This is a genomic window from Proteiniborus sp., assembly GCF_040308045.1.
Lineage (GTDB): Bacteria > Bacillota > Clostridia > Tissierellales > Proteiniboraceae > Proteiniborus.
Genome location: NZ_JAWRHZ010000067.1, coordinates 35377 through 59009, shown reverse-complemented (window position 1 = coordinate 59009; position 23633 = coordinate 35377). Strand labels below are relative to the sequence as shown.

The following is a 23633-nucleotide window of genomic DNA, read 5'->3' as shown; positions in this document are numbered from 1 at the left end:
CCATTTAACAGAAAGTTTACACTAAAGAAATTAGGGAATTCCTATGGGTTATAAAGTAGGGGACTATGACTAAAAAGTCATAGTCTCTTATTTTTAATCTACTATTTCATTAAAGGCCATCTCAAATAATTTCTTCAGGTGCTCTTTATTTGTTGTATAATAGTAACGATTATTAAAGCTAGGCTCGAAATTTAATATACCTAAGTCAAGTAGTAAATTTAAATGATAAGATAATGTAGCAGTAGTTAGATTAAAATAATCTGCCAACTCTTTATTATACCAAGGACGTTTACTCGTAATCTTTATTATTTCTAGTCTTTTTTCATCTGAAAGTGCTTTAAATAAAGCTTTGCATTTTTCCTGGTTTAATTTATTTTCAAATCTGTGCTCAATTGTATGACCGAAGAATAATATAAATACATCATCAATGATATAGTGAAATAATCCTATATCAACATAGAAACTAACAAACATTCTTAGGGCCTTATCTTCCACAACGATTTTTGAATAGTCTCCTATACCAATAGTATTCAAAAAATATAAAGGGTCTTCATGAAATAGTTTATTATGTTCTATGCATCTTCTATCCATAATGTCATAAACTTTGTCTTCATAAGGCTTATAATATAGTTCATAAAAAGTTTTAAAGGCTTCTATTACCTTATTCTTAAATTCCTCTGGATGATTTTTAATTTGCATAAAAAGTGAAGATATCTCTTCATTGTATAAGCTTATTAAAGCATTTTTAATTATTTCATTTTCACTTTCAAAGGGCATATCTAGGTTATAATTTTCAAAAATAGTTTGAATTATTTTTATACTACCTATATCCTTTAAAGATTTTATTAGCTCTTGCGGACCATTTAAATCTTTTTTTACAGCCAATTCAAAGCAAAAGTCTAATACCCCTGGCACTTTTGCTACTATAAAAACTATATCATTTCTCAAAAAAGGCGAAATATTTTCATCTACATGCTTTAACCAGTCCTTTACGTACTTACTTGGAGAAAAATCTAATAAGCCCTTTGACAAATCCCCTTGAAGTTCCTTACTATTCCAATTATTTTGCTGCTGCTTATTGGTTCCATATTTAAATACGGCCCCAATAAATTCTATTGCCTTGTTATATTCTATTTTATACTCCACCCTTTTTCCTCCCTAAATATTTATTCTATGGTAACATAATACAATATTGAAAAAAATAAATCAATGCCATGTCATTAGAAAACATTCTAATAACATAAGAAAATCATTGAACGCTCTCAAAATTTAGTATATAATAATTTGTGAAAATGTTAACGAAATTATTATTAAATTAAAGAAGGATAGGCTTGAGAATGAATAATAAGAGAATCACAAGATTTAGTATGCTTATTTTAGTAATAATGCTATCCTTAAGCAAATTAACAGGTTCTTCTAATAATGATGAATATATAACAACAGCAAATGAAGCATCTATTACGGAATAATCGAAACTAATTACTATTGAAAAAACAGTTATAGAAGATTAAAGTTGTTAACAAGATCAGGTAGAAATTTAACGAAAATATTGTTAGAAAAATATTGACTAATGTTAGAAAATATTCTATACTTGAAAATAAGATACATAAATATCTTTATATTAAAGTCAGACTTGGCAGAAAGCTACCATATTTAGGGTTAAGAGAAATTTTTCTTGCCCAAAAAATTAAAATGGAGGGACAGTACATGAATATGAAAAAGTATTTATCTCTAGCTATTGTATTAGTATTACTCCTAACAACTCTTGTTGGTTGTGGGGAAAACGATTCCGATGTTGATGTTTCAAAACAAGGAGCTGAAGGCGAACAATCTACAAATCAAGAACAAGGAACTAAAAAAGAAATTGACAGTGAACAATATTTAAATTTAATTTTAGTGGCTGAGCCAAGTACACTAGACCCATCTAAAGGCGCAGATATGTATTCAAATGGAGTACTTAACAACGTACTAGAGCCACTTACAAGACTGGAAGAAAAAGAGGAAAATGGGAACTTTGTTAACTTCATTGCACCAGCTGGTGCTGAGTCTTGGGAATCTAATGAAGAAGGTACTGTTTGGACATTTAAAATAAGAGACAATATGTGGTCAGATGGGCAACCTGTAAGAGCACAAGACTATGAATATGGTATTAAGAGATCACTAGCTCAAGAAACAGCATCTCCATATGCATTTTTATTAGAGTCTATTAAAAATGCAACTAAGGTTAACCGTGGTGAGCTTCCAGTAGATGAGCTTGGAGTTAAATCAATAGACGAGAAGACTCTTGAAATAACTCTTGAATCTACAACTCCATACTTCTTAGAGCTAACTTATCAAAGAGTTACTCTACCACAAAGAGAAGATATAGTTAAACAACATGGTGACAAATATGGTTCAGAGCTTGATACATTAGTTTATAATGGACCATTTACACTAACAACATGGGCTCACAATAGTGAACTAATTCTTACTAAGAATGATAATTATTGGGACAAAGATACAGTAAAATTACAAAACATTAACCTTAAAATAATACAAGATGAAAATGCTGTCTATAACTCTTTAGCTAATGGTTCTGTTGACCAGGCAGGTGCTAATAGACCAGAATGGAAAGAAAAATTTATGGCAGATGAAAACTTAGATCATATTGAAATAATTAATCCTACTACCTTCTTTATATTCTTCAATACTCAAGATGAAGTATTTAAAAATGCTAATATAAGAAAAGCTTTCTCCGCTGCTATTAATAGAGAAGAGTTAGCTAATGTTATTTTCGATGGAGTTAACGTACCAGCTCAAGGTTGGGTTCCACCAAGTATATCAATTGGCGACCAAGAATATCGTTCTGTTGTTGAAGAACCAGTTAAAACACTAGTTAATGATAATCCAGATCCTAAAGCTCTATTAGCTAAAGGATTAGAAGAACTAGGTTTAGACCCAGATCCAGCTAAGCTTACTGTAAAGATTAGTTTAGGTGGAACAGATCAATGGTTTAGAACTTATGGTGAATATTTACAACAAATGTATATTAAAAACCTAGGAGTTAATCTTGAAATAGAAACACTTGACTGGCCAGTATTTAATGCAGCAGCTGAAAAAGGTGAATTTCAAATAGGCTATATGGCATGGGGAGCAGACTTTAACGATCCAATATCAATGCTTAGCTTATTGAAATCAGATGCAGGTGCGATAGCAACTGGTTGGGCAAGTGATAGATATGATGAGCTTATAAATTTAGCAACTAAAGAAATGGATCAAACTAAACGTTTAGAATACTTTAAAGAAGCTGAAAAGATATTATTATATGACGAAGCAGCATTAGCGCCAGTAGTATATCCAAGATCAAATGTATTTAGATATAAATATGTTCATGATTTAGGAGTTACACCATTTGGTACTCAAGGATATAAATACTCATACACTCAAGGCAGATAGGAAAAGTACTTTAATAGCAGTTTGTGGGCTGTGCCTATAAACTGCTATTTTATCAAATAGGGTAAGGAGGAAGATTATGAGCAGGTATATTATAAAAAGAGTTGGTTATATGCTGCTTACTTTATGGATTATCACAACGCTGACATTTTTCTTGATGCATAGCATACCTGGTGATCCACTGGCACATATGGCTAAAAATTTACCAGAGCAAATTAAAATTAACTATTATAAAAAATATGGTCTAGATCAGCCTGTTCTTGTACAGTATGGTAAGTTTATGAAAAATATACTTACAGAGGGTAACCTAGGAGAGTCATTAAGATATCCTGGTAGATCAGTTACTAATACTATATTAAAAAATGCTAAGGTATCAGGAAGACTAGGTCTACAGGCAATAGCTATCGGAGTAACTATAGGTATTACACTTGGTATAGTAGCAGCATTAAACAGAAATAAATGGCCTGATTATTTAGTTATGTTTATTGCGATTTTAGGAGTTACTGTTCCAATGTTTATTATTGCAGCACTACTTCAATATGTATTTACCGTTAAATTTGAGCTGCTACCAACTACTGGTTGGGGTAAGTTCAAGCATACAATACTTCCTACAGCTGCTATGTGTCTAGGCTCTATAGCTACATATGGAAGATATATGCGTTCAAATGTACTAGAGGTAATAAATCAGGATTATATACTTACAGCACAAGCTAAGGGTGTTACTCCATTTAATGTTGTAAGAAAACACGTACTTAGAAATGCTATACTTCCTGCAATTACAATTCTTGGACCACAAATTGCTGGTGTTTTTACAGGTTCTTTTGTAATTGAAAGAATATTTGGTATTCCTGGCTTAGGATTTTACTATATAAATTCTATTAATGATAGAGATTTTACTATGATTATTGGTACTACAGTTTTCTATGCAGCATTATTTGTAGTTTCTCAACTAGTGGTAGATTTACTTTATGGGGTTGTAGATCCTAGGATCAGAGTTTCTAAAAACAGCAGATAGGAGGGCTTAGAACATGGAAAGTATTTCAACAAATAAATTTAGAAAAGTTGGCATAGATGCTTCATCAGCTGAGACAATTGCTCGACCAAGTATGAGCTATTGGCAGGATGCTTGGAGAAGGTTAAAAACCAATAAAGTTGCTATGCTGGCTATTGCAATACTTTTATTTATAGTGATTATGACGATAATAGGACCACATATAAATGGTTACAAATATGAAAAATTGATTGAAGACGAAAATGGCATTATCATGAAGAATGTGAAACCAAATTCTGAGCATTGGTTTGGAACAGATACCTTAGGTCGTGACATGTTCTCTAGAGTTTGGCAAGGAGGACGAGTATCTATAATTATAGGTATTACTGGTGCTTTAATAGCAACTGTAGTAGGTAGTATTTATGGCGCTATAGCAGCTTATTTTGGTGGAAAAGTCGATACAATTATGATGAGAATCGTTGAGGTTCTAATTTCTATACCTTACCTAATAGTTGTTATATTAATTTCTATAATTACAGATAGCAAAAGCCTAGGCACTATGCTTGTATCTTTAACCCTAACTGGTTGGTGTGGTATGGCAAGACTTGTTAGAGGGCAAATGCTACAGATAAAGCAACAAGAATATATTATGGCAGCAGAAGCATTGGGTGTTAGACCATGGAACATAATTACTAAACACCTAATACCAAACTCTCTTGGGATAATTCTAGTTTCTATTACATTTGATATTCCAGGCTATATATTCTCAGAAACCTTCCTATCCTATATAGGGCTAGGTATTCAAGCACCAAATACTTCTTGGGGTGCATTAGCTTCAGCAGCACAGCAAAACTTTATCTTCTATCCTTATCAAATGTTTTTCCCAGGACTTATGATTGCTTTGACTATGTTGTCATTTACATTATTAGGTGATGGACTTAGAGATGCTCTAGATCCTAAACTAAGACAATAAGGAGGAGCGACTATGGACAAGATATTAGATGTTAAAGATTTAAATATATCATTTCATACTTATGCAGGTGAAGTAAAAGCTGTAAGAGGTATTAGTTTTGACCTAGAAAGAGGAGAGACGTTAGCTCTTGTAGGAGAGTCTGGCTGTGGAAAGACTGTTACAGCAAAAGCTATTTTAAGATTATTAAAGGAACCACCTGCAGAAATAAAGCCTAGCTCACAGATTTTATTTGATGGTGAAAATGTTATAAATATGAGCAAGAAGAGATTAGGTTCTTTTAGAGGAGAAGATGTAAGTATGATCTTCCAAGATCCTATGACCTCTCTAAACCCTACTATGACTGTAGGCAAGCAAATCATGGAAGCCTTAAAGATACACAAGAAAATGAATAAAAGAGAGGCAGAAGCAGAGTCTATTAGACTTCTTGAATTAGTTAATATACCAAATGCAAGGGAAAGAATAAAGGCATACCCTCATGAGCTATCTGGAGGAATGAGACAGAGGGTAATGATTGCAATAGCGCTGTCTTGTAACCCAAAGATTCTTATAGCTGATGAGCCAACTACTGCTCTTGACGTTACTATTCAAGCACAGATTATGGACTTGCTTAATGAATTAAAAGTGAAGTTTAATACAGCAATTATCCTTGTAACTCATGACCTTGGAGTAGTTGCAAACTTTGCTGACAGAATCCAAGTTATGTATGCAGGTAGCATTATAGAAACAGGAACTAAGAGAGAGATTTTCTATAACAGTCAACACCCATATACTTGGGCCTTATTAAATTCTGTACCAAGACTTGATACTAAGAGCAAAGAGGAGCTATATTCCTTAGGTGGTACCCCACCTGATTTAATACTTCCTTTACAAGGATGTCCATTTGCGTCTAGATGTGAACATGCAATGGAAATATGCTTAGAAGAAAAACCTGAAGTAACTGTATTATCTAGCACTCATAGACTATCTTGCTGGCTTCAGCATCCAGATGTACCTAAAGTAGAAAGACCTAAGTCATTGAGAGGTGAAATATATGAGTAATAATAACTTAATAGAAGTAGTAGATTTGAAAAAACACTTTCAAGTAGGCAGAAATGCAACATTAAAGGCAGTAGATGGAGTGTCATTTAACATAAAAAAAGGTGAGACATTAGGTTTGGTAGGAGAGTCAGGATGTGGAAAAACTACTTGTGGTAGAACCATACTAGGCATTTATAAAACAACAGGTGGACATGTTTATTTTGATGGAAAAGATGTTCACTCTATGAATCGCAGTGAAAAATTAAATTTTAAAAGTAGAGCTCAGATTATATTTCAAGACCCTTATGCTTCATTAGACCCTAGAATGACCATAGGTGATATTATTGCAGAGGGTATGGATGTTCATCTCAGTTTTCGCCCTGCAGAAAGACGTGAAAAAATAGAGGACCTGCTTAATAAGGTAGGGCTAAACTCTGAGCATAGATTAAGATTTCCTCATGAGCTTTCTGGCGGACAAAGACAGAGAATAGGCATAGCAAGAGCCTTGGCGGTAGAACCAGAATTTATAATGTGTGATGAGCCTATTTCTGCATTAGACGTATCTATTCAGGCACAAATAGTTAATTTGCTGATTAAGCTACAAAAGGAAATGGGATTAACATATTTATTTATTTCTCATGATTTATCAATGGTTAAACACATTTCAGATAGAGTAGGTGTTATGTATTTAGGTTCAATGGCTGAATTAGCTAGCAATAAGGTTTTATATGAAAAGCCGTTGCATCCTTATACTCAAGCTTTGATTTCTGCAATACCAATACCAGACCCAGAAGTAGAAGAAAAGAGAAATAGAATTAAGCTTGAAGGAGAAGTACCAAGTCCTATTAATCCACCAGAAGGATGTAAATTTAGGCAAAGATGTATGTATGCTGAAGATATATGTGGCAAAGTAACCCCAATACTAAAGGAAGTAGACAAGGATCACTTTGTTGCTTGTCATCTATTTTAAACGCACAGGGAAGCAAAGATTCTATAATTTGCACTTCTAGTAAAATGCGTTTTAACAAAAACTTTCACTGAATTCAGAGTTCTTATTGAAGCTTTTGTTAATTAAGTGGACAGATTAAGGGGGCAATAAAATGTTAAGTAAAGCAACTATAGAGGATATATTTAATGTAGCCTTATCAAGTGGTGGAGATTTTGCAGAAGTATTTATAGAAGACAATTATTCTACAGAAATAGCCACTGTAGGAGGACATATTGAAAGAGGTATGAGCGGTAGAGACTATGGAATAGGTATCAGAATATTTAATGGCCTAAATAGTATGTATGCCTATACCAATGATCTATCAAAGGATAATTTAATAAACATAACTAAAAAGGCATCAAAAACACTTAAAAGAGCTCAAAAAGACTTAGTATTTAACTTTGATAAATTAGTAGAGCCTAACAATCATAAATATAGCATATTACCAAGTAATGTAGATTTGTCAAAAAAGATTGCTCTCATGAAAAGAGCTACAACTGCTGCAAAAAACTATGATGAGCTAATATCTCAAGTAACTGTAAATTATTTAGATCAAGAGCAAAATGTACTTATAGCAAATACAGAAGGAATATTTGTAGAGGATAAAAGAGTAAGAACTAGGATGTTAATCCTAGTAGCAGCGGAGCATGGAGGGCAAATGGAAACAGGTTATATAGGACCAGGTGCTTTAATGGGATTGGAATTTTACGACACAATAAATATTGAAGATTATGCAAGGGAAGCAGCTAGAACTGCTAAGACCATGGTACTTGCAGATTACAGTCCAGCAGATGTTATGCCAGTAGTAGTTGACAATGGATTTGGAGGACTAATGTTCCACGAAGCTTGTGGTCATAGTCTAGAGGCTTCGTCAGTTGCAAAGGGGCTCTCAGTATTTTCCAATAAATTAGAAGAACAAATTGCTTCAAGCATAGTTACTCTAGTTGATGATGGCTCTATTACTAATTCATGGGGCTCCCTTGGAGTAGATGATGAAGGTAAAAGAACTCAAAAGAATATACTTATTGAAAATGGAATTTTAAAGAGCTATATGGTAGACAAGTTAAATGGCAGAAGAATGGGAGTTGAGCCAACAGCATCAGGACGAAGACAAAATTATCGCTTTGCACCAACTTCTAGAATGACTAATACTTATATAGATAACGGAAGTAGCACAAGAGAAGAAATAATAGCAAACACTGAGTACGGATTATTTGCAAAATATTTAAGTGCAGGTTCTGTAAACCCTGCTACTGGAGACTTTAACTTCTCCCTTTCAGAAGCTTACTTAATTGAAAATGGAAAGATAACTAAGCCTGTTAAAGGTGCTACTCTAATTGGAAATGGTAGCAAGATTCTTCAGGATGTAGATATGGTAGCTAACAACCTTCGAATAGGACAGGGCTATTGTTATGCAGCTAGTGGAGCATTATTTATTGGAGCAGGACAGCCTACCATTAGAGTAAAATCAATGACTGTAGGTGGAAGGGAGGAAGCATAATGGATATAGAATTATTATTCAATAAAGGGAAAAAACACGAAATCAAAGATATGGAAGTCTTTATTGTGAAAAACTCATCTACTGGCTTCAATATTTATGAAGGGAATCTAGAAGGATATAAAATAGCAGAGGAAAGAGCCCTATCTCTTAGGGGTATTTATAAAGGGAAAATGGGGTACTCATATACTGAAAAGTTTACAGAGGATTCCATTGATGAGTTACTTAAGAATTTAATCCAGTATGCAGAAAATAATGATAGAGAGGACATAGAAGTATTATCTGCTCCAGATAATAAATATGTAAATATTAAAGAAAAGTCCAATAAATTAGGTAATTATACAGATGAAAAGAAAATAGACTATTTAAAATCTATGGAAAAAGAAGCATTTACCTTTGACGAAAGGGTAAAGGTAGTAGAATCTTGTAGTTATTATGAACGTACTAATTATGTTTTTATAAAAAACACAAAAGGCTTAGAGCTAGAGGACAGCTATAGTGTAGGAATTATAGATCTTTCTATTGTAGCTAAAGACGGAAAAGATGTACAGACAGGCTATACTCATATGGTTGTAGACGATTTATTAGATGAATATAAAGATATCCTAGTTAAAGAAGCAGCTTCTGACGCTGTGAATATGTTAGGAGCTACTTCAATAGAGTCTAGAAACTATGAAATAATACTAAGAAATAATGTAGTAGCAAATTTGTTTAGTAATATGTCTCAAATATTTTTAGGAAATATAGTCCAAAGAAATCTATCATTAATGAAAGGCAAAATAGGTAAAAAGGTAGGAGCTAGCAGCTTAAATATAATAGAAGATCCTTTAATGAATAATGGAATAATGCGCAGAACCTTTGATGACGAAGGCACTCCTACTTATTCTAAGCATATAATTGAGAAGGGTATATTAAAAACCTTTCTTCACAATGAAAAGACAGGAGAAAAAGAGGGACTAAAGTCAACTGGAAATGGTTTTAGAAACTCTCATAAAAGCTCTATCGGAGTAGTGGCTACTAATATGTATATTGAAGAAGGAGAGCACACTCTAAAAGATATGATAAGTACTGTAGATGAAGGAATTATAATCACAGATATACAAGGACTTCATGCTGGTATAAATCCAACATCAGGAGATTTTTCATTGTCATCTAATGGATTTTTAATAGAGAAAGGACAGATAACAAAACCATTGTGCCAGATAGTCATTTCAGGAAACTTCTATAAACTGCTAAATGATATAAAAGCCATAGGAAATGACACTAAATTCTCATTCCCAGGCGGAAATTATTTTGGATCCCCCTCAATTAAAATAGACAGCTTAATGATAGCTGGTAACTAAAAACTAAGTCAAGGGCGAAATTTCGCCCTTGACTTAGTTTTTGCTTTTTATCTCTTCTTGTCCTAATAGCCTATGATTTTCTTTTTCAAAATGCTATAATAAAACATAGAAAAATATAGAGAAAATTATTAATGTCTTGGAATATAGGGTATTAATATATTGAAACAATAAATAAAGGAGTTGTTTTTAAATGAAAATAGCTGTACTAGAACCTTTAGGAATATCAGAAGAAGAAATTAGAGCTATAGCAAAACCTATTACTGATAAGGGACATGAACTAATAGTATATAATAACAAAGTAACAGAAGTTGAAGCACTGAAGGAAAGGGTTAAAGAAATAGATGTAGTAGTGCTAGCTAATATGCCATTAAAAGGAGAAGTTATTCATTCAAATGACAGACTAAAAATGATTTCAGTAGCATTTACAGGGGTAGACCATATAGATTTAGAGGCTTGCAAAGAAAATCACATAATAGTCTCAAATTCAGCAGGATATAGTACTTCATCAGTAGCAGAACTTACATATGGATTAATTATTTCGTTACTTAGAAAGATAGTTCCGCTAGATGATGTCACAAGAAAAGAAAAAACCATGGCTGGATTTAGTCAAACAGATTTATACGGTAAAACCTTAGGAGTAATAGGAACTGGATCTATAGGAAGCAAAGTGGCAGAAATAGGATTAGCTTTTGGTTGTAATGTATTAGCTTACAACAGAAGTGAGAATAAAGACCTTGTAAGTAAAGGGGTAAGATACCTGCCTTTAGAAGAGTTATTAAAAGAAAGTGATATAGTAACTGTTCATATTCCACTTACAACAGAAACAAGAGGTCTAATAGATGCAGAAAAATTAAAACTAATGAAGAAAAATTCATTGCTCATAAATACAGCTAGAGGACCTATTATTGATAATGAGGCATTAGCTAAAGCACTAAAGAATGGAAACTTAGGAGGAGCAGGTATAGATGTATTTGATATGGAACCACCACTTCCATTGGAATATCCATTACTCAATTCTCCAAATACAGTACTAACTCCACATATAGGATTCGCAACAAAAGAAGCTATGAAAAGAAGAGCACAAATCACCTTTGAAAACATACTTTGTTGGATTGAAGGAAATCCACAAAACAGAGTGATATAATTCTATTATTAACAACAAAAATACTCTTCTCTAGCTGTCATATTAATTGCTTTTGCTAGAGAAGAGTATTTTATTCGCAAAATGACTGTTGAGTCATGAAACATCTTACTTTACTATTTACTATATAATTCTATAATCTTTAAAATCACTTCAACTGCTTTTTCCATAGATTCCGTACAGATAAACTCATATTTTCCATGATAATTATGTCCGCCAGTAAATAAATTAGGGCAAGGTAGTCCCATGTATGATAGTCTTGCACCATCAGTACCACCACGTACAGGAGTTATTATAGGGGTGATGCCTAGCTTTTCCATAGCTTTTTTAGCAGTGTCAACTATATGCATGGCTGGTTCTATTTTTTCCTTCATGTTGTAGTATTGGTCCTTAATTTCTACTTGAACAGTACCTTCTCCGTACTTAGTATTTAAGAAATCAACTACTTTTTGCATAAGTGCTTTTTTCTCTTCGAATTTATCTTTAAAATGGTCTCTTATAATATAGCTTGCTTTTGTTTCTTCAACATCTCCATTTAAAGATGAAAGAAGGAAAAATCCTTCATAGCCTTCTGTATACTTTGGCTTTTGATTTTCAGGTAGCATAGAATTTAGCTCCATAGCTATTTCTATTGAATTTATCATCTTATTTTTAGCAGTTCCAGGATGTACATTTCTACCTTTAATAACTAGCTTAACCCCAGCGGCATTGAAGTTTTCATACTCTAGTTCTCCTAATCCACCACCGTCTACAGTATAAGCAAAATCCGCATTAAACTTTTCTACATTAAAATAGTCTGCACCTCTCCCCACTTCTTCATCTGGTGTAAAAGCGACCTTAATATCACCATGCTTTATTTCTGGATTATTAACTAGGTACTCTATAGCACTCATTATTTCTGCTATGCCTGCTTTGTCATCTGCACCTAGTAGAGTAGTACCATCTGTAGTAATTAAAGTTTTGCCTATGTAATCTTTAAGCTCAGGGAAATCCTTTGGAGATAAAACTATATTGTTTTCTTTATTCAAAATAATATCTCCACCATCATAGTTTTCAACTATTTTAGGCTTTACATTTTCTCCTGACATATCAGGGCTAGTATCCATGTGGGCAATAAAACCAATAGCAGGCACAGATTTATCCGTGTTTGAAGGAAGAGTAGCCATTACATAGCAGTTTTCATCTACTGAAGCATCATTAAGTCCTAGTTCTTTTAATTCCTTAACTAAAAGATTTGCCAGTTCAAATTGTTTTTTTGAACTAGGAAAGTTTGGAGAATCATCTTCTGATTTCGTATCTATAGCCACATAATTTAAAAACCTATCAACTACCTTTTTCATTACATATTTCACCTCTTAAAATATATTAATATATACTATTTCATTTAATATCTATTATAATGCATTCATAAAAGAAATAGAAGAACTTGGGACAAAAAATATAGTTAAGCAGTAGTTGAACAGTAGTTAAACTATCGTTAACTATTGTTAAACCATGGTTAGACAGAATAATACTAAGAATAATAAAAAAATTTGTATATAAATGTTTAGTATTATTAACCCTGGGTAATATTATAATAAATAGTTGATAACTATTATCAATTATATAAACTACCCCCAAAATTAATAATGATTCCCCCCTTTGACTACAGGGCTACCCCCCCTGTAGTTTTTTTATTGTTTTTTACTTCTAAAAATTTAAATTTAGTGATATAATAGAAATACGAACATATGTTCGATAAAATATTTGGTGGGGATAGTATGAATAAAGGCAAAAACAAAATTATAATGCATGTAGATGTGAACTCAGCTTTTTTATCATGGCAGGCTGCATATGAAAAGCAAATAGGTGTAGATAGGGATCTAAGAGAACTTCCTTCCATAATAGGAGGCAATCAAGAAGCGAGGCATGGTATAGTTTTAGCAAAATCTACTATAGCTAAAAAAGCAGGAATAAAAACTGGAGAAAGCATTATGGAAGCAAGAACCAAGTGCAAGGATTTAATTATCGTTCCTCCAAATTATAATTTATATATTAAATGTAGCAAGGCTCTTATATCTCTTTTAAGAGAATACTCTCCAAATATATCAATCTTTAGTATAGATGAATGTTTTCTTGATTATACAGGAATGGAGGAGCATTTTGGAACACCTGTAGATGGAGCATATACCATAAAAGAACGAATACATAAGGAATTAGGATTTACAGTAAACATAGGCATATCTACAAACAAGCTTCTTGCCAAGCAAGCAGGTGAACTTTCTAAACCTAACAAGGTTCATACACTTTATCCAGAAGAAATAAAGAAAAAGCTTTGGCCTCTTCCTGTAGAAGAGTTATTTATGGTAGGCTCTAAAACTAAACCTAAGCTTAATGAAATAGGAATATACACAATAGGTGATTTGGCAAATAGTGATTACAAATTAATATCAAATAAGTTTAAATCACATGGGAGACTAATTTATCAATATGCATGGGGCATAGATGACTCTAATATTAACTGGCAACAAAATATACCTTTCAAAAGCATAAGTAATGGCACTACAGTTTCTTTTGATGTAGAGGATAGTGAAACGGCATATATAATATTACTAAGTCTTATAGAAACTGTTTCGAGAAGGCTCAGACAAGGAGAGGTTAAATGTAATGTAGTGGCTGTTTCTTTAACTAGTTCGTCTTTTGTATATAAGGTTCATCAAAGAAAACTATTGTCACCTACAGACAGTACATATGAGATATACCAAATATCAAAGAAGCTTTTTGATGAAATGTGGGATGGACTGCCTATCAGAAAGTTCAATGTTAGGGCATCTGAGCTTGTAAGTAATCTTATGACGCAACTAACTTTGTTTGATAAAAAGAATAAATTAAAGCTGGAAAAGGTAGACAAAGCTGTAGATACCATAAGAGAAAAGTATGGAGACTATTCTATAATGAGAGGAGTTTTCGTACACAGTGGTCTAAGACCTATGATAGGAGGATTTGGAGCAGAAGATTATCCAGTTATGTCTAGTATTCTATAATTTCATAAAATATTATAAGGAGGAAATATTAATGAAAATATTAAATACACCTATTGATATGATAGCACTATTTAATTCAGACTCGGGGAAAGTAACACCTTTTAAGTTTAAATATAATGATATTCCTATAAAGATACAAAAAATATATAAAACATATGAAGAAAAGTTTGCTGGAAACAGGAGAATAGTTTTTGTTTGCCTACATAATGGAAAAGACATATATGAGATTAAATATGAGGTGGATACCTTCAAATGGTACTTATTCAAAAAGTAATGGAATTGTAATTGAAATGTAACCATTAATTAGTCAAAAGATAGACAAGAACTGATATAATATAACTGAGAAACCAATGAGATGCATAAATGGGAAAAATAGCATCATTTATTTTGGCAATTAATTTTGTACTATTTTTACGTGACAGGACTAATTATATTTAGACTTATGGAATCATAATGTAAATATAGAAAAATTTGATTTTAGTCTTGAAACTAAAGAAATAACTGATAGAATAAGGAGTGGAATAAAATTAAATCTTCTTTTGGTGCAAAAATAGATAAACTTGAAAATAGAAAAAGTAATTGTGATTGAAGATGGGGAATAGGTAAAATTATTAAATATTACTAAGGAAAAAGGCTCAATTGGAGATAAAGATAAATAGCAAAAGAGAAAGGCAAAGTACAGATGGAATTCTTGCTGACGAGAAGACTCAAGAAAATACAATAAAACAGATACTGGTTTATTTAAATACATATAATTTAGGACGAGAGCTACATACAGCTTAGGTCAGCACTTGTCCATAAATATGACGATTTAGTGGGTGTAAATTAGTTAGCAATGACTGATATCAGAAAATGTCGCATATTGTTGTATGAAAAACATGACAAATGTCTTCGTTTATATTGTGTTTTTTGATGAAAAATGCTATAATTCATACTATATGTAGACAGACAATCAAAAAAAAACAGTACTTAGCAGAGTTTTATCATTTATTGTCATTATATTGCGAGGAAGTGAATTTTAATGTGTGATTGTTCTACTGAAGATATAAAAGATATTATAGAAAGTAAGCAACAAGAGCTAAACAAACTTTTAGAAAGTGAAACATTAGACAAAGCAAAAGCTCTAAATCTAAGTGTTGAATTGGACAAGCTTATATATAAATATTATTCTTATATTATGTAGATTGTTTAACGCTTTATCTATTGAAAGCTCCTATTTAACTAAGTGTTAGAGCTATTAAGTGACCTTAGGGTATAGTAATCCATAGGGTTATGTAGTTCTCACTTTTTTTAATAGTGCTTCATAGAGTTGTAAGTTATAAAAAATGTTGAATGATAAAAAAGCGGCGAATATTCGCCGCTTTGCTTATACCAAAGTTACATCTAAAAACATCATTATAACAAATCCAATAAGTACTCCGTAAGTAGCTTCTCTTTCGTAACCATTTTTATGAGTTTCGGGTATTATCTCATCACTAATAACGAATAACATTGCTCCCGCAGCAAAGGCTAATATAAGCGGCAATAAAGGTTTAGCTATATTTACTAACAACAGTCCAATAAAAGCTCCTATAGGCTCTACTAATCCCGTTAGCATAGCTATTAAGAAGGCCTTTTTCGTAGAGTATTTTTCTCTTACAAGTGCCAATGCTACAGCTAATCCCTCTGGGAGGTTTTGAAGGCTTATGCCAATGGCAATGGATAATCCATTAGACACATTTCCATCTCCAAATCCAACACCTACAGCAAGACCTTCAGGGAAATTGTGGATAGTTATAGCTATTATAAATAGCCACATCTTAGCTAATGATGATTTGTTTCCTTCTTCACGTTTATCAAGCAAGTGAACGTGTGGAGAGTGTTTATCTGTAAAATCTAAAAAAATCCCCCCAAGTAGTATCCCTATTAGTGTAATACCAGCTCCCCTAAATCCGCCACCGCCAGCTTCTACAGCAGGAATTACTAAAGAAAATGATGTAGCGGCTAGCATTACTCCTGCGGCAAAACCTAACATCATATCAAGTGTTTTATTTGAAACTTTTTTTGTAAAAAAAATAGGAAGAGCTCCTATTCCAGTAGAAAAGCCAGCTAGTATACTGGTTATAATTCCAACTAGTATAACATTTTCTGGGTTTAAAATAGCGTCCATAAGACTCCCCTTTCTGATATAATTTTTTATAAAAATCTAAAGAACAAATTTTGTTATAGACCATGGGTATAACTTCTAAATTAATTATTACCCTACATTTAGATATTATATCAAAAAGTTCACAATAAATGCTTTATTTGATAATATAAAATTATAGATTTCAAACGAGGTGATTCTATGTCAAGTGATTTTGATAAGGTGTTAGTAGTTGATGATGATATAGAAATATGTAACATGATTGAGATGTTTTTAGAAAAGGAAAAATTTCAGGTAGTAAAGGCATATGATGGTGAAGAGGCAATAAAAAAATTTACTACAGAAATGCCGAGTATAGTCATATTAGATATTATGCTTCCTAAAATGGATGGATATGATGTATGTAGAGAAATAAAGAAAATAAGTCAGGTTCCTATAATAATGCTTACTGCAAAGGGAGAAACTTTTGATAAAGTATTAGGTCTTAGGCTTGGCGCAGATGATTATATGGTAAAGCCATTTGAACCCGAAGAGCTTATTGCAAGAATAAGGGCGGTTTTAAGAAGAACTAACCCAAAAGAATATAACAAGGGAGAGAAAGTAATTTTTCCATCATTAATGGTAGATATGGACGATTTTAGTATAAAGGTAAATGACGAAATAATAAGTTTGCCTAAAAAAGAAATGGAACTTTTATATTTTCTAGCTTCAAATCCTAACAAGCTATTTACAAGAGAACAGCTAATAGAGCAAATTTGGGGGTATGATTTCCTGGGAGAGACTAGAACTGTAGATGTTCATGTAAAAAGATTAAGAGAAAAACTTAAAAACGTTGAAGATAAATATGAAATTAAGACAGTATGGGGAGTAGGCTATAAGTTTGAGGTGAAAAAAGGTGTTTAACACAGTGTTTAAAAGATTAGTATCAGTATATCTTATTGTAATATTAATTATATTCGTTGTATTAGGTGTTTCAATGTTAAAAATGTTTGAGAACTATCATTTTGACAAGAAAAGCGAAGCTCTAATAGATGCGGGACAGAAGCTTAATTCCACAGTAATAAAATATCTTAACAATCAAGTAAGCTATGAAAGACTTGGTATGGAAATGGAGTCTACAGAAAGATTTCTAAATGCCAAAATATGGGTTGTTGACAAAATGGGATATATATATGGAGTATCTAGTAAGTCTGAGACAAAATTAATAGGCAGGCAGCTTACAGAAAATGATATTGTAAAAGTTTTAAAAGGTAATATTATTGCTAAAAGAGGAGACTATGATGAATATTTTGATAGTCCAGTTATGACAGTAGGCATTCCAATATTTGTAAATGGTAAAGTGGAAAACGGAATCTTTATGCATTCGCCAATATACGAAATTAAAGAAACATTAAAAGAAACATATAAAATAATCATTTATTCTATTCTAATATCTATGTTAATTGCAGTAGCACTACTATATTTCATTTCCCAAAAGATTTCAAAGCCAATAATGGAAATAAATAAAATAACAAAAGTAATAGCATCAGGAGAATTTGATAAGAGAGTAGCAATAATGTCAAAAGATGAAATAGGACAGCTAGCAGTTTCATTTAATCACATGGCTGAAGAATTAAACAAACTTGAGGAAATGAGAAAAGGTTTTATAGCAGATGTTTCCCATGAACTCAGAACACCATTAACATTAATAACAGGATATGTAAAAGGTCTTATGGATGTAGAATTATCTGAGGAAAAGAGAGGAGAATACTTAGACATAATTTATAAAGAAACAGGTAGACTTACTGAGCTTATAAATGATCTTCTTGATTTATCAAGGATGGAATCGGGGAAAAATATATTGAATATGAAGAAATTTGACATAAACGAACTTATTAGAAGGAACATAGTAAATTACAGCAACAAGTTAGAAGAAAAAAACATTAATGTAGAGGCTAACTTTAAGCATGACCCCATGTGGGTAATGGCAGATAAGGAAAGTATTTCCCAGGTAATATCGAATTTAGTAGATAATTCTGTTAAATTTATGAATGATGGCGATAGCTTAATAATTAATACGGATATAAAAGAAAATAAGGCCCTAATATCAATTAGAGATACTGGTATAGGAATACCAGCAAGTGACCTAACTAATATATGGCATAGGTTTTATAAAGGGGACAAGTCAAGGTCTAGGCAAGTAAGCGGAACGGGTTTAGGGCTTTCTATAGTAAAAGAGATAATAAAAAGCCACAATGAACAAATCTGGGTAGAAAGTAAAGTTGGAGAAGGAGCTGTGTTTGTGTTTACACTGAAACTTTGTGACAATGCATAGTGATGTCAAAAAAATATAGCAGACTCTATTTGTTTACAATTTATTCATATTTTATTAAAATCTTTTGTCTATAATACACTTAAAGAGGGTAATATTAAAATAAGTATGAAAGTAATCTAGAAGGAGGATTTAATATGGATGATTTCAATATGAATGATAACAACAGCACTAAAAATAATTATTTTGCTAGTGATAATTATGATGTAAACAGTAATTTTAATCCTTATAATGATTTTGACCAAATAAGACGATATGAAAAAAAATATAAGAAGAGTAGATTTTTAAATATCATTTTTGTCTCATTACTTATAGGTGTTATAGTAGGCGGAGTTTTTACTTATGGAATGTTGCAGCTTAATAATATAGATATATCAAAATCTGCAGAAGCCGCATCTCCTGATAATAATATTACTAATAGCAATACTACTAAGAAAAAACTATTAAGCACAGATTGGTATACAAATCCAGTGGCAAAGGTAGCAGATGAAGTTCTTCCATCGATAGTTATGATCAAAAACAAGGTAAATATAAATAGGGGATTTGAAATTCAACAGGTAGATAAAGGTACTGGTTCAGGAATCATATACAGAAAAGATGGATATATAATAACAAACCAGCACGTTATTGATGGTGCTACAGAGCTAGTAGTAACTCTACATGATGGAACTGAATATAAGGGAAGAGTATTAGGACAGGATACAAAAACTGATTTAGCAGTAGTTAAAGTCGAGGCTAGCAATCTTCCAGCAGCTAAGTTTGGAAATTCAGATAATCTAATGGTAGGAGAACTAGCAGTTGCCATTGGAAACCCTGCAGGTGAAGAGTTTTCTGGAACTGTAACAGCAGGTATAATTAGTGCTTTAAATCGTTCCCTATCTATTGGAGAAAAGAAAATGAAGCTTATACAAACTGATGCAGCTATAAACCCTGGAAATAGTGGAGGAGCATTGGTTAATCAAAACAGTGAAGTAATTGGGATAAACAGCGTAAAACTTTCATCACCAGAAATTGAAGGCATGGGATTTGCTATTCCAATAAACGATGCATTACCAATTATAAATGAATTGATGCAAAATGGATATGTAAAGAGACCTTGGATTGGCGTTGGTATATCAGATATTACAGAATATATATCTAAACAATACAATCTTCCAGTTGGAATATATATAGGTCAAGTTTATTATAACAGTCCAGCTGCAGAAGCAGGGCTTAGGCCAAATGATATAATAGTAAAAATAGATGAGATAAAAGTAGAGACCACAGCTGACTTATCAGGAATTATTGAAGAGCATAAGGTTGGAGATACTATTAGATTGACTATATATAGAGATGGTAAATACACAGATGTAGATATAACCCTTGATGTAATGCCCCCTACAAACTAGAATAATCCCCATATTCTAGTTTGATGATATATAGATTTTGTAGCAATATAAGAAAAAATAATAGAAAGTGTGATGCTTTCTATTATTTTTTTATATCCACTCTTTTTTGTTTAATATATAAAGAATTATATACCCTACTATTATAAATACTATTGAAAATATAACTTCAATGATTAACCTTCTCATTAGCTTTCACCTCATGAAAATATCTATTACAGAATAGTATAGTCAACATAGGAGCAAAATATAGATATTAATATATATTAGGAGCTGATAGCTTTTGAAAACTTTCATAGAAGTTATAGTTCAAACATTTTTGGCTTTTTTTTCAATTCTATATCTAACAAGAATACTAGGAAGACAGCAGGTAGATCAATTAACCTTTCATGAATACATAAATGGCATAACTTTTGGTTCAATAGCTGCTACATTAGCTACAGATGTGGATCAAAGGACATGGCAACACTTTATTGGACTAGTATTATTTGGAATCCTTACTTTTTCAGTTTCCTATTTTACTATGAAGCATAGAACAATAAGCAAAGTGTTAGAGGGAGAACCTATACTAGTAATACAAAATGGCAAGATACTTGAAAAAAATTTAAAACGTGCCAGATATCACATAGATGAGCTTAATGTACTTTTAAGACAAGCAGATTGTTTTTCACCTGATGATGTGGAGTATGGACTTTTAGAGATAAATGGAAAGTTGAGTATAATAAAAAGAGGAGATAAAAGAAATGTGACAGTAGGAGATTTAAATTTACAGCCTAGTCCTGAAACTATACCTACAGAATTAATTATTGGTGGTCAAATTATATATGAAAACTTAAAAAAGAAGAATATAAATGGCAGAACATTATTAAACGAATTAAAAATGTATGGAGTAAATAGAATTGAAGAAGTAATGTATGCTAGCATGGATCAAAGTGGTAAACTATATGTAGATAAGTTTCATGATAAGCTAAATGAAAAGATTGACATTAGCGAAGATAATAAAGGAGTATAAATTGAAATATATAGAAAAATTCCTTGACAGAACATTAAAATAAAACTATAATATATTAAAACCAAAAATGTAAAGCAATGATAGGACGAGTAAATTAGGAACTGACTAAAGAGAGGGGTTGTCGTGGCTGGAAGCACCCTAGAATAGACTAATTGAAAACTACCCTTGAGTTGTGTCTGAAGCCAGTATTACTGGGTAAGGATTTCCGTTGATAACGTTACAATCATATGAGTGGAATTTTTAATTTATTGAAAGTTCTAATTAGGGTGGTACCGTGGGAAATGTAGCTCTCGCCCCTAGAAATAAATCTAGGAGCGAGAGCTTTTTTATATGTTTCTTGTCATCCTGAACGCAGTGGAGGATCTAGCTTTTAGAGAGAGACCCGTTCGCTTTACTTAGGGTGACATATCCAATTTTAAATGAGGAGGTTTCAAAATGTCAAAAATAAATATTACCTTACCAGATGGTTCTGTTAGACAATACGACAGTGGAGTAAAAGTCATAGATATAGCAAAGGACATAAGTGAAGGACTTTCAAGAGTAGTTTTAGGAGCAAATGTAAATGGAGAATTACTTGGTCTAAATGATGAAATTAATGAAGATGCAAAGATACAGTTATTAAAATTTGAAGATGAAGGTGGACGTGAAGTATTTAGACATACAAGTGCTCATATATTGGCTCAAGCAGTAAAAAGACATTTTCCAGATGCAAAGTTAGCTATTGGTCCTGCAATTAAGGATGGATTCTACTACGATATAGATGTAGAGCATAGATTTACACCAGAGGATTTGGAAATACTAGAAAAGGAAATGGCTAAAATAGCAAAAGAAGATTTAGAGATTAAGAAATTTGTTCTTCCAAGAGATGAAGCATTAGAATTTGTAAAAAAACATGATGAAAACTACAAGGTAGAACTTATAGAAGATTTGCCAGAAGATTCTATAATTTCATTTTATCAACAAGGTGATTTTATTGACCTATGTAGAGGGCCTCATCTACCAAGCACTAAAAAAGTAAAAGCAGTTAAACTTACAAGCATTGCAGGGGCTTACTGGAGAGGCGATGAAAAAAGACCTATGCTCCAAAGAATATATGGAATATCTTTTGAAAAACAAAAAGACTTAGATGCATATCTAGAATTCCTTGAAGAAGCAAAGAAAAGAGACCATAGAAAACTAGGTAAAGAGCTTGACTTATTTAGTATGCATGGAGAGGGACCAGGATTTCCATTCTTCCATCCAAAGGGAATGGTATTATGGAATACTATACAAGACTTTTGGAAAAAGGAACATATTAAAAGAGGATACGGAGAAGTAAAGACTCCTCTTATACTAAATGAACAGCTATGGCATCAATCAGGACACTGGGATCATTACAAAGAGAATATGTATTTTACAACAATTGATGAAGGACAATATGCTATTAAGCCTATGAACTGTCCTGGAGCAATGTTAATATATAAATCTCAAATGTATAGCTATAGAGACTTACCACTTAGATGGGCTGAACTAGGTCAAGTTCACCGCCATGAACTGGCAGGTGCATTGCATGGACTTATGAGAGTTAGAACATTTACTCAAGATGATGCTCATTTATTCATGTTACCAGAGCAAGTAAAGGAAGAATTAATAAAAGTAATAGATTTAGCTGACTATATGTATCAAATATTTGGCTTTAAATATCATGTTGAACTTTCTACAAGACCAGAAAATTCAATGGGAACAGAAGAGCAATGGGAAAGAGCTACAAATAACTTAAGAGAAGCATTAGAAGAAAAAGGCATTGATTATTTTATCAACGAAGGTGATGGGGCATTCTACGGTCCAAAGATAGATTTCCACTTAGAAGACAGCATAGGACGTACTTGGCAATGCGCTACTATCCAATTAGACTTCCAAATGCCAGAAAGATTTGATTTGACATATATAGGTCAAGACAATGAAAAACACAGACCTGTTATGATTCATAGAACTATACTAGGAAGTATGGAAAGATTTATTGGAGTGTTAATAGAGCATTATGCAGGCAAGTTTCCTGTATGGTTGTCACCAGTACAAGTAGACATATTACCAATATCAGATAAGTTTAATGAATATGCCTATGATATACAGAGAAAACTTGGGGAAAAGGGTATTAGAGTAGAAGTTGATGCAAGAGCAGAAAAAATTGGCTTTAAAATAAGAGAAGCCCAACTTGCTAAGACTCCTTATATGCTAATAATAGGAGAAAAAGAAGCAGAAGGTGGGTCAGTTTCTGTAAGAGTAAGAGATGAGGGCGATATTGGTCAGATGGAAATACAAGATTTTGTAGATAAAATAGTTAGAGAAGTAGAAGAAAAGAAATAACAGAAGAAAAGAAATAATAAAAGCAACCGAAAGGTTGCTTTTATTTAT

21 protein-coding genes and 1 other annotated feature are annotated in these 23633 nt (G+C 32.3%); of the genes, 18 read left to right on the top strand and 3 right to left on the bottom strand.

The features are described from left to right. Window positions 1-93: 93 nt before the first annotated feature. Complete coding sequence (locus tag ABV008_RS15940; protein WP_352420836.1) at window positions 94-1146, bottom strand: ArsR family transcriptional regulator; 1053 nt, start codon at window positions 1144-1146, stop codon at window positions 94-96. Window positions 1147-1331: 185 nt separating this feature from the next. On the opposite strand from ABV008_RS15940, the gene ABV008_RS15935 reads away from it, so the two are divergent. The 9 genes from ABV008_RS15935 (at window position 1332) to ABV008_RS15895 (ending at window position 11386) form a co-directional block, all read left to right on the top strand. Next, window positions 1332-1469 (top strand): hypothetical protein, encoded by a 138-nt coding sequence (locus ABV008_RS15935; RefSeq protein WP_352420835.1) that lies wholly within the window; start codon window positions 1332-1334, stop codon window positions 1467-1469. Between the two features lie 238 nt (window positions 1470-1707). Further along, entirely contained in the window at window positions 1708-3435 is a 1728-nt protein-coding gene (locus ABV008_RS15930) for a peptide ABC transporter substrate-binding protein (protein ID WP_352420834.1), read from the top strand. Window positions 3436-3511: 76 nt separating this feature from the next. Then, window positions 3512-4447 carry an ABC transporter permease gene (locus ABV008_RS15925; RefSeq protein WP_352420833.1) on the top strand — a complete coding sequence of 312 codons (936 nt, stop codon included), beginning with the start codon at window positions 3512-3514 and terminating at the stop codon, window positions 4445-4447. A 13-nt stretch (window positions 4448-4460) separates the two neighbouring features. Beyond that, window positions 4461-5396 carry an ABC transporter permease gene (locus tag ABV008_RS15920; protein WP_352420832.1) on the top strand — a complete coding sequence of 312 codons (936 nt, stop codon included), beginning with the start codon at window positions 4461-4463 and terminating at the stop codon, window positions 5394-5396. Window positions 5397-5408: 12 nt separating this feature from the next. After that, window positions 5409-6434 carry an ABC transporter ATP-binding protein gene (locus ABV008_RS15915; RefSeq protein ID WP_352420831.1) on the top strand — a complete coding sequence of 342 codons (1026 nt, stop codon included), beginning with the start codon at window positions 5409-5411 and terminating at the stop codon, window positions 6432-6434. After that, window positions 6427-7383 carry an ABC transporter ATP-binding protein gene (locus tag ABV008_RS15910; protein WP_352420830.1) on the top strand — a complete coding sequence of 319 codons (957 nt, stop codon included), beginning with the start codon at window positions 6427-6429 and terminating at the stop codon, window positions 7381-7383. Before ABV008_RS15915 ends, ABV008_RS15910 begins: the two co-directional genes overlap by 8 nt. A gap of 130 nt (window positions 7384-7513) precedes the next feature. Next, window positions 7514-8902 (top strand): TldD/PmbA family protein, encoded by a 1389-nt coding sequence (locus ABV008_RS15905; RefSeq protein ID WP_352420829.1) that lies wholly within the window; start codon window positions 7514-7516, stop codon window positions 8900-8902. Beyond that, complete coding sequence (locus ABV008_RS15900) at window positions 8902-10242, top strand: TldD/PmbA family protein (RefSeq protein WP_352420828.1); 1341 nt, start codon at window positions 8902-8904, stop codon at window positions 10240-10242. Before ABV008_RS15905 ends, ABV008_RS15900 begins: the two co-directional genes overlap by 1 nt. Window positions 10243-10432: 190 nt before the next feature. Beyond that, entirely contained in the window at window positions 10433-11386 is a 954-nt protein-coding gene (locus ABV008_RS15895) for an NAD(P)-dependent oxidoreductase (protein ID WP_352420827.1), read from the top strand. A 113-nt stretch (window positions 11387-11499) separates the two neighbouring features. On the opposite strand, the gene pepT is transcribed toward ABV008_RS15895, so the two are convergent. Continuing rightward, window positions 11500-12723: a peptidase T gene (gene pepT, locus ABV008_RS15890; protein ID WP_352420826.1), complete on the bottom strand. Its 1224-nt coding sequence runs from the start codon at window positions 12721-12723 to the stop codon at window positions 11500-11502. 420 nt (window positions 12724-13143) lie between these two features. On the opposite strand from pepT, the gene ABV008_RS15885 reads away from it, so the two are divergent. The 4 genes from ABV008_RS15885 (at window position 13144) to ABV008_RS15870 (ending at window position 15589) form a co-directional block, all read left to right on the top strand. Next, window positions 13144-14406, top strand: coding sequence for a DNA polymerase Y family protein (locus ABV008_RS15885; RefSeq protein WP_352420825.1), 1263 nt, complete (start codon window positions 13144-13146; stop codon window positions 14404-14406). Between the two features lie 31 nt (window positions 14407-14437). After that, window positions 14438-14680, top strand: coding sequence for a hypothetical protein (locus ABV008_RS15880; RefSeq protein WP_352420824.1), 243 nt, complete (start codon window positions 14438-14440; stop codon window positions 14678-14680). 365 nt (window positions 14681-15045) lie between these two features. Further along, a complete protein-coding gene (locus ABV008_RS15875; RefSeq protein WP_352420823.1) occupies window positions 15046-15189 on the top strand; it encodes a hypothetical protein in 144 nt (47 codons plus the stop codon). A 238-nt stretch (window positions 15190-15427) separates the two neighbouring features. Then, entirely contained in the window at window positions 15428-15589 is a 162-nt protein-coding gene (locus ABV008_RS15870; RefSeq protein ID WP_352420822.1) for an aspartyl-phosphate phosphatase Spo0E family protein, read from the top strand. 183 nt (window positions 15590-15772) lie between these two features. Here the strand turns inward: ABV008_RS15870 and ABV008_RS15865 are convergent, their stop codons facing one another. After that, window positions 15773-16555 (bottom strand): ZIP family metal transporter, encoded by a 783-nt coding sequence (locus ABV008_RS15865; RefSeq protein ID WP_352420821.1) that lies wholly within the window; start codon window positions 16553-16555, stop codon window positions 15773-15775. A 177-nt stretch (window positions 16556-16732) separates the two neighbouring features. Here ABV008_RS15865 and ABV008_RS15860 point away from each other — a divergent pair, with 177 nt between their 5' ends. From ABV008_RS15860 to thrS, 5 genes are all read left to right on the top strand, one after another. Further along, on the top strand, window positions 16733-17434 hold the full coding sequence (locus ABV008_RS15860) for a response regulator transcription factor (protein WP_352420820.1): 702 nt from the start codon (window positions 16733-16735) through the stop codon (window positions 17432-17434). A 4-nt stretch (window positions 17435-17438) separates the two neighbouring features. Continuing rightward, complete coding sequence (locus tag ABV008_RS15855; RefSeq protein WP_352420819.1) at window positions 17439-18845, top strand: sensor histidine kinase; 1407 nt, start codon at window positions 17439-17441, stop codon at window positions 18843-18845. A 134-nt stretch (window positions 18846-18979) separates the two neighbouring features. Further along, window positions 18980-20230: a S1C family serine protease gene (locus tag ABV008_RS15850; RefSeq protein ID WP_352420818.1), complete on the top strand. Its 1251-nt coding sequence runs from the start codon at window positions 18980-18982 to the stop codon at window positions 20228-20230. Window positions 20231-20510: 280 nt separating this feature from the next. Next, entirely contained in the window at window positions 20511-21239 is a 729-nt protein-coding gene (locus tag ABV008_RS15845) for a YetF domain-containing protein (RefSeq protein WP_352420817.1), read from the top strand. 68 nt (window positions 21240-21307) lie between these two features. After that, window positions 21308-21540: a binding site (T-box leader), on the top strand. Window positions 21541-21674: 134 nt separating this feature from the next. Beyond that, window positions 21675-23585 carry a threonine--tRNA ligase gene (gene thrS, locus ABV008_RS15840; protein WP_352420816.1) on the top strand — a complete coding sequence of 637 codons (1911 nt, stop codon included), beginning with the start codon at window positions 21675-21677 and terminating at the stop codon, window positions 23583-23585. The last annotated feature ends 48 nt before the right edge of the window (window positions 23586-23633 follow it).

Excerpts from the sequence above, each read along its gene's own strand:
- ABV008_RS15900 (WP_352420828.1), top strand. The coding sequence starts at position 8,902 with ATGGATATAGAATTATTATTCAATAAAGGGAAAAAACACGAAATCAAA.
- ABV008_RS15885 (WP_352420825.1), top strand. The coding sequence starts at position 13,144 with ATGAATAAAGGCAAAAACAAAATTATAATGCATGTAGATGTGAACTCA.
- ABV008_RS15880 (WP_352420824.1), top strand. The coding sequence starts at position 14,438 with ATGAAAATATTAAATACACCTATTGATATGATAGCACTATTTAATTCA.
- ABV008_RS15930 (WP_352420834.1), top strand. The coding sequence starts at position 1,708 with ATGAATATGAAAAAGTATTTATCTCTAGCTATTGTATTAGTATTACTC.
- ABV008_RS15870 (WP_352420822.1), top strand. The coding sequence starts at position 15,428 with ATGTGTGATTGTTCTACTGAAGATATAAAAGATATTATAGAAAGTAAG.
- ABV008_RS15920 (WP_352420832.1), top strand. The coding sequence starts at position 4,461 with ATGGAAAGTATTTCAACAAATAAATTTAGAAAAGTTGGCATAGATGCT.
- ABV008_RS15910 (WP_352420830.1), top strand. The coding sequence starts at position 6,427 with ATGAGTAATAATAACTTAATAGAAGTAGTAGATTTGAAAAAACACTTT.
- ABV008_RS15860 (WP_352420820.1), top strand. The coding sequence starts at position 16,733 with ATGTCAAGTGATTTTGATAAGGTGTTAGTAGTTGATGATGATATAGAA.
- ABV008_RS15925 (WP_352420833.1), top strand. The coding sequence starts at position 3,512 with ATGAGCAGGTATATTATAAAAAGAGTTGGTTATATGCTGCTTACTTTA.
- ABV008_RS15905 (WP_352420829.1), top strand. The coding sequence starts at position 7,514 with ATGTTAAGTAAAGCAACTATAGAGGATATATTTAATGTAGCCTTATCA.
- thrS (WP_352420816.1), top strand. The coding sequence starts at position 21,675 with ATGTCAAAAATAAATATTACCTTACCAGATGGTTCTGTTAGACAATAC.
- ABV008_RS15895 (WP_352420827.1), top strand. The coding sequence starts at position 10,433 with ATGAAAATAGCTGTACTAGAACCTTTAGGAATATCAGAAGAAGAAATT.
- ABV008_RS15850 (WP_352420818.1), top strand. The coding sequence starts at position 18,980 with ATGGATGATTTCAATATGAATGATAACAACAGCACTAAAAATAATTAT.
- ABV008_RS15915 (WP_352420831.1), top strand. The coding sequence starts at position 5,409 with ATGGACAAGATATTAGATGTTAAAGATTTAAATATATCATTTCATACT.
- ABV008_RS15865 (WP_352420821.1), bottom strand. The coding sequence starts at position 16,555 with ATGGACGCTATTTTAAACCCAGAAAATGTTATACTAGTTGGAATTATA.
- pepT (WP_352420826.1), bottom strand. The coding sequence starts at position 12,723 with ATGAAAAAGGTAGTTGATAGGTTTTTAAATTATGTGGCTATAGATACG.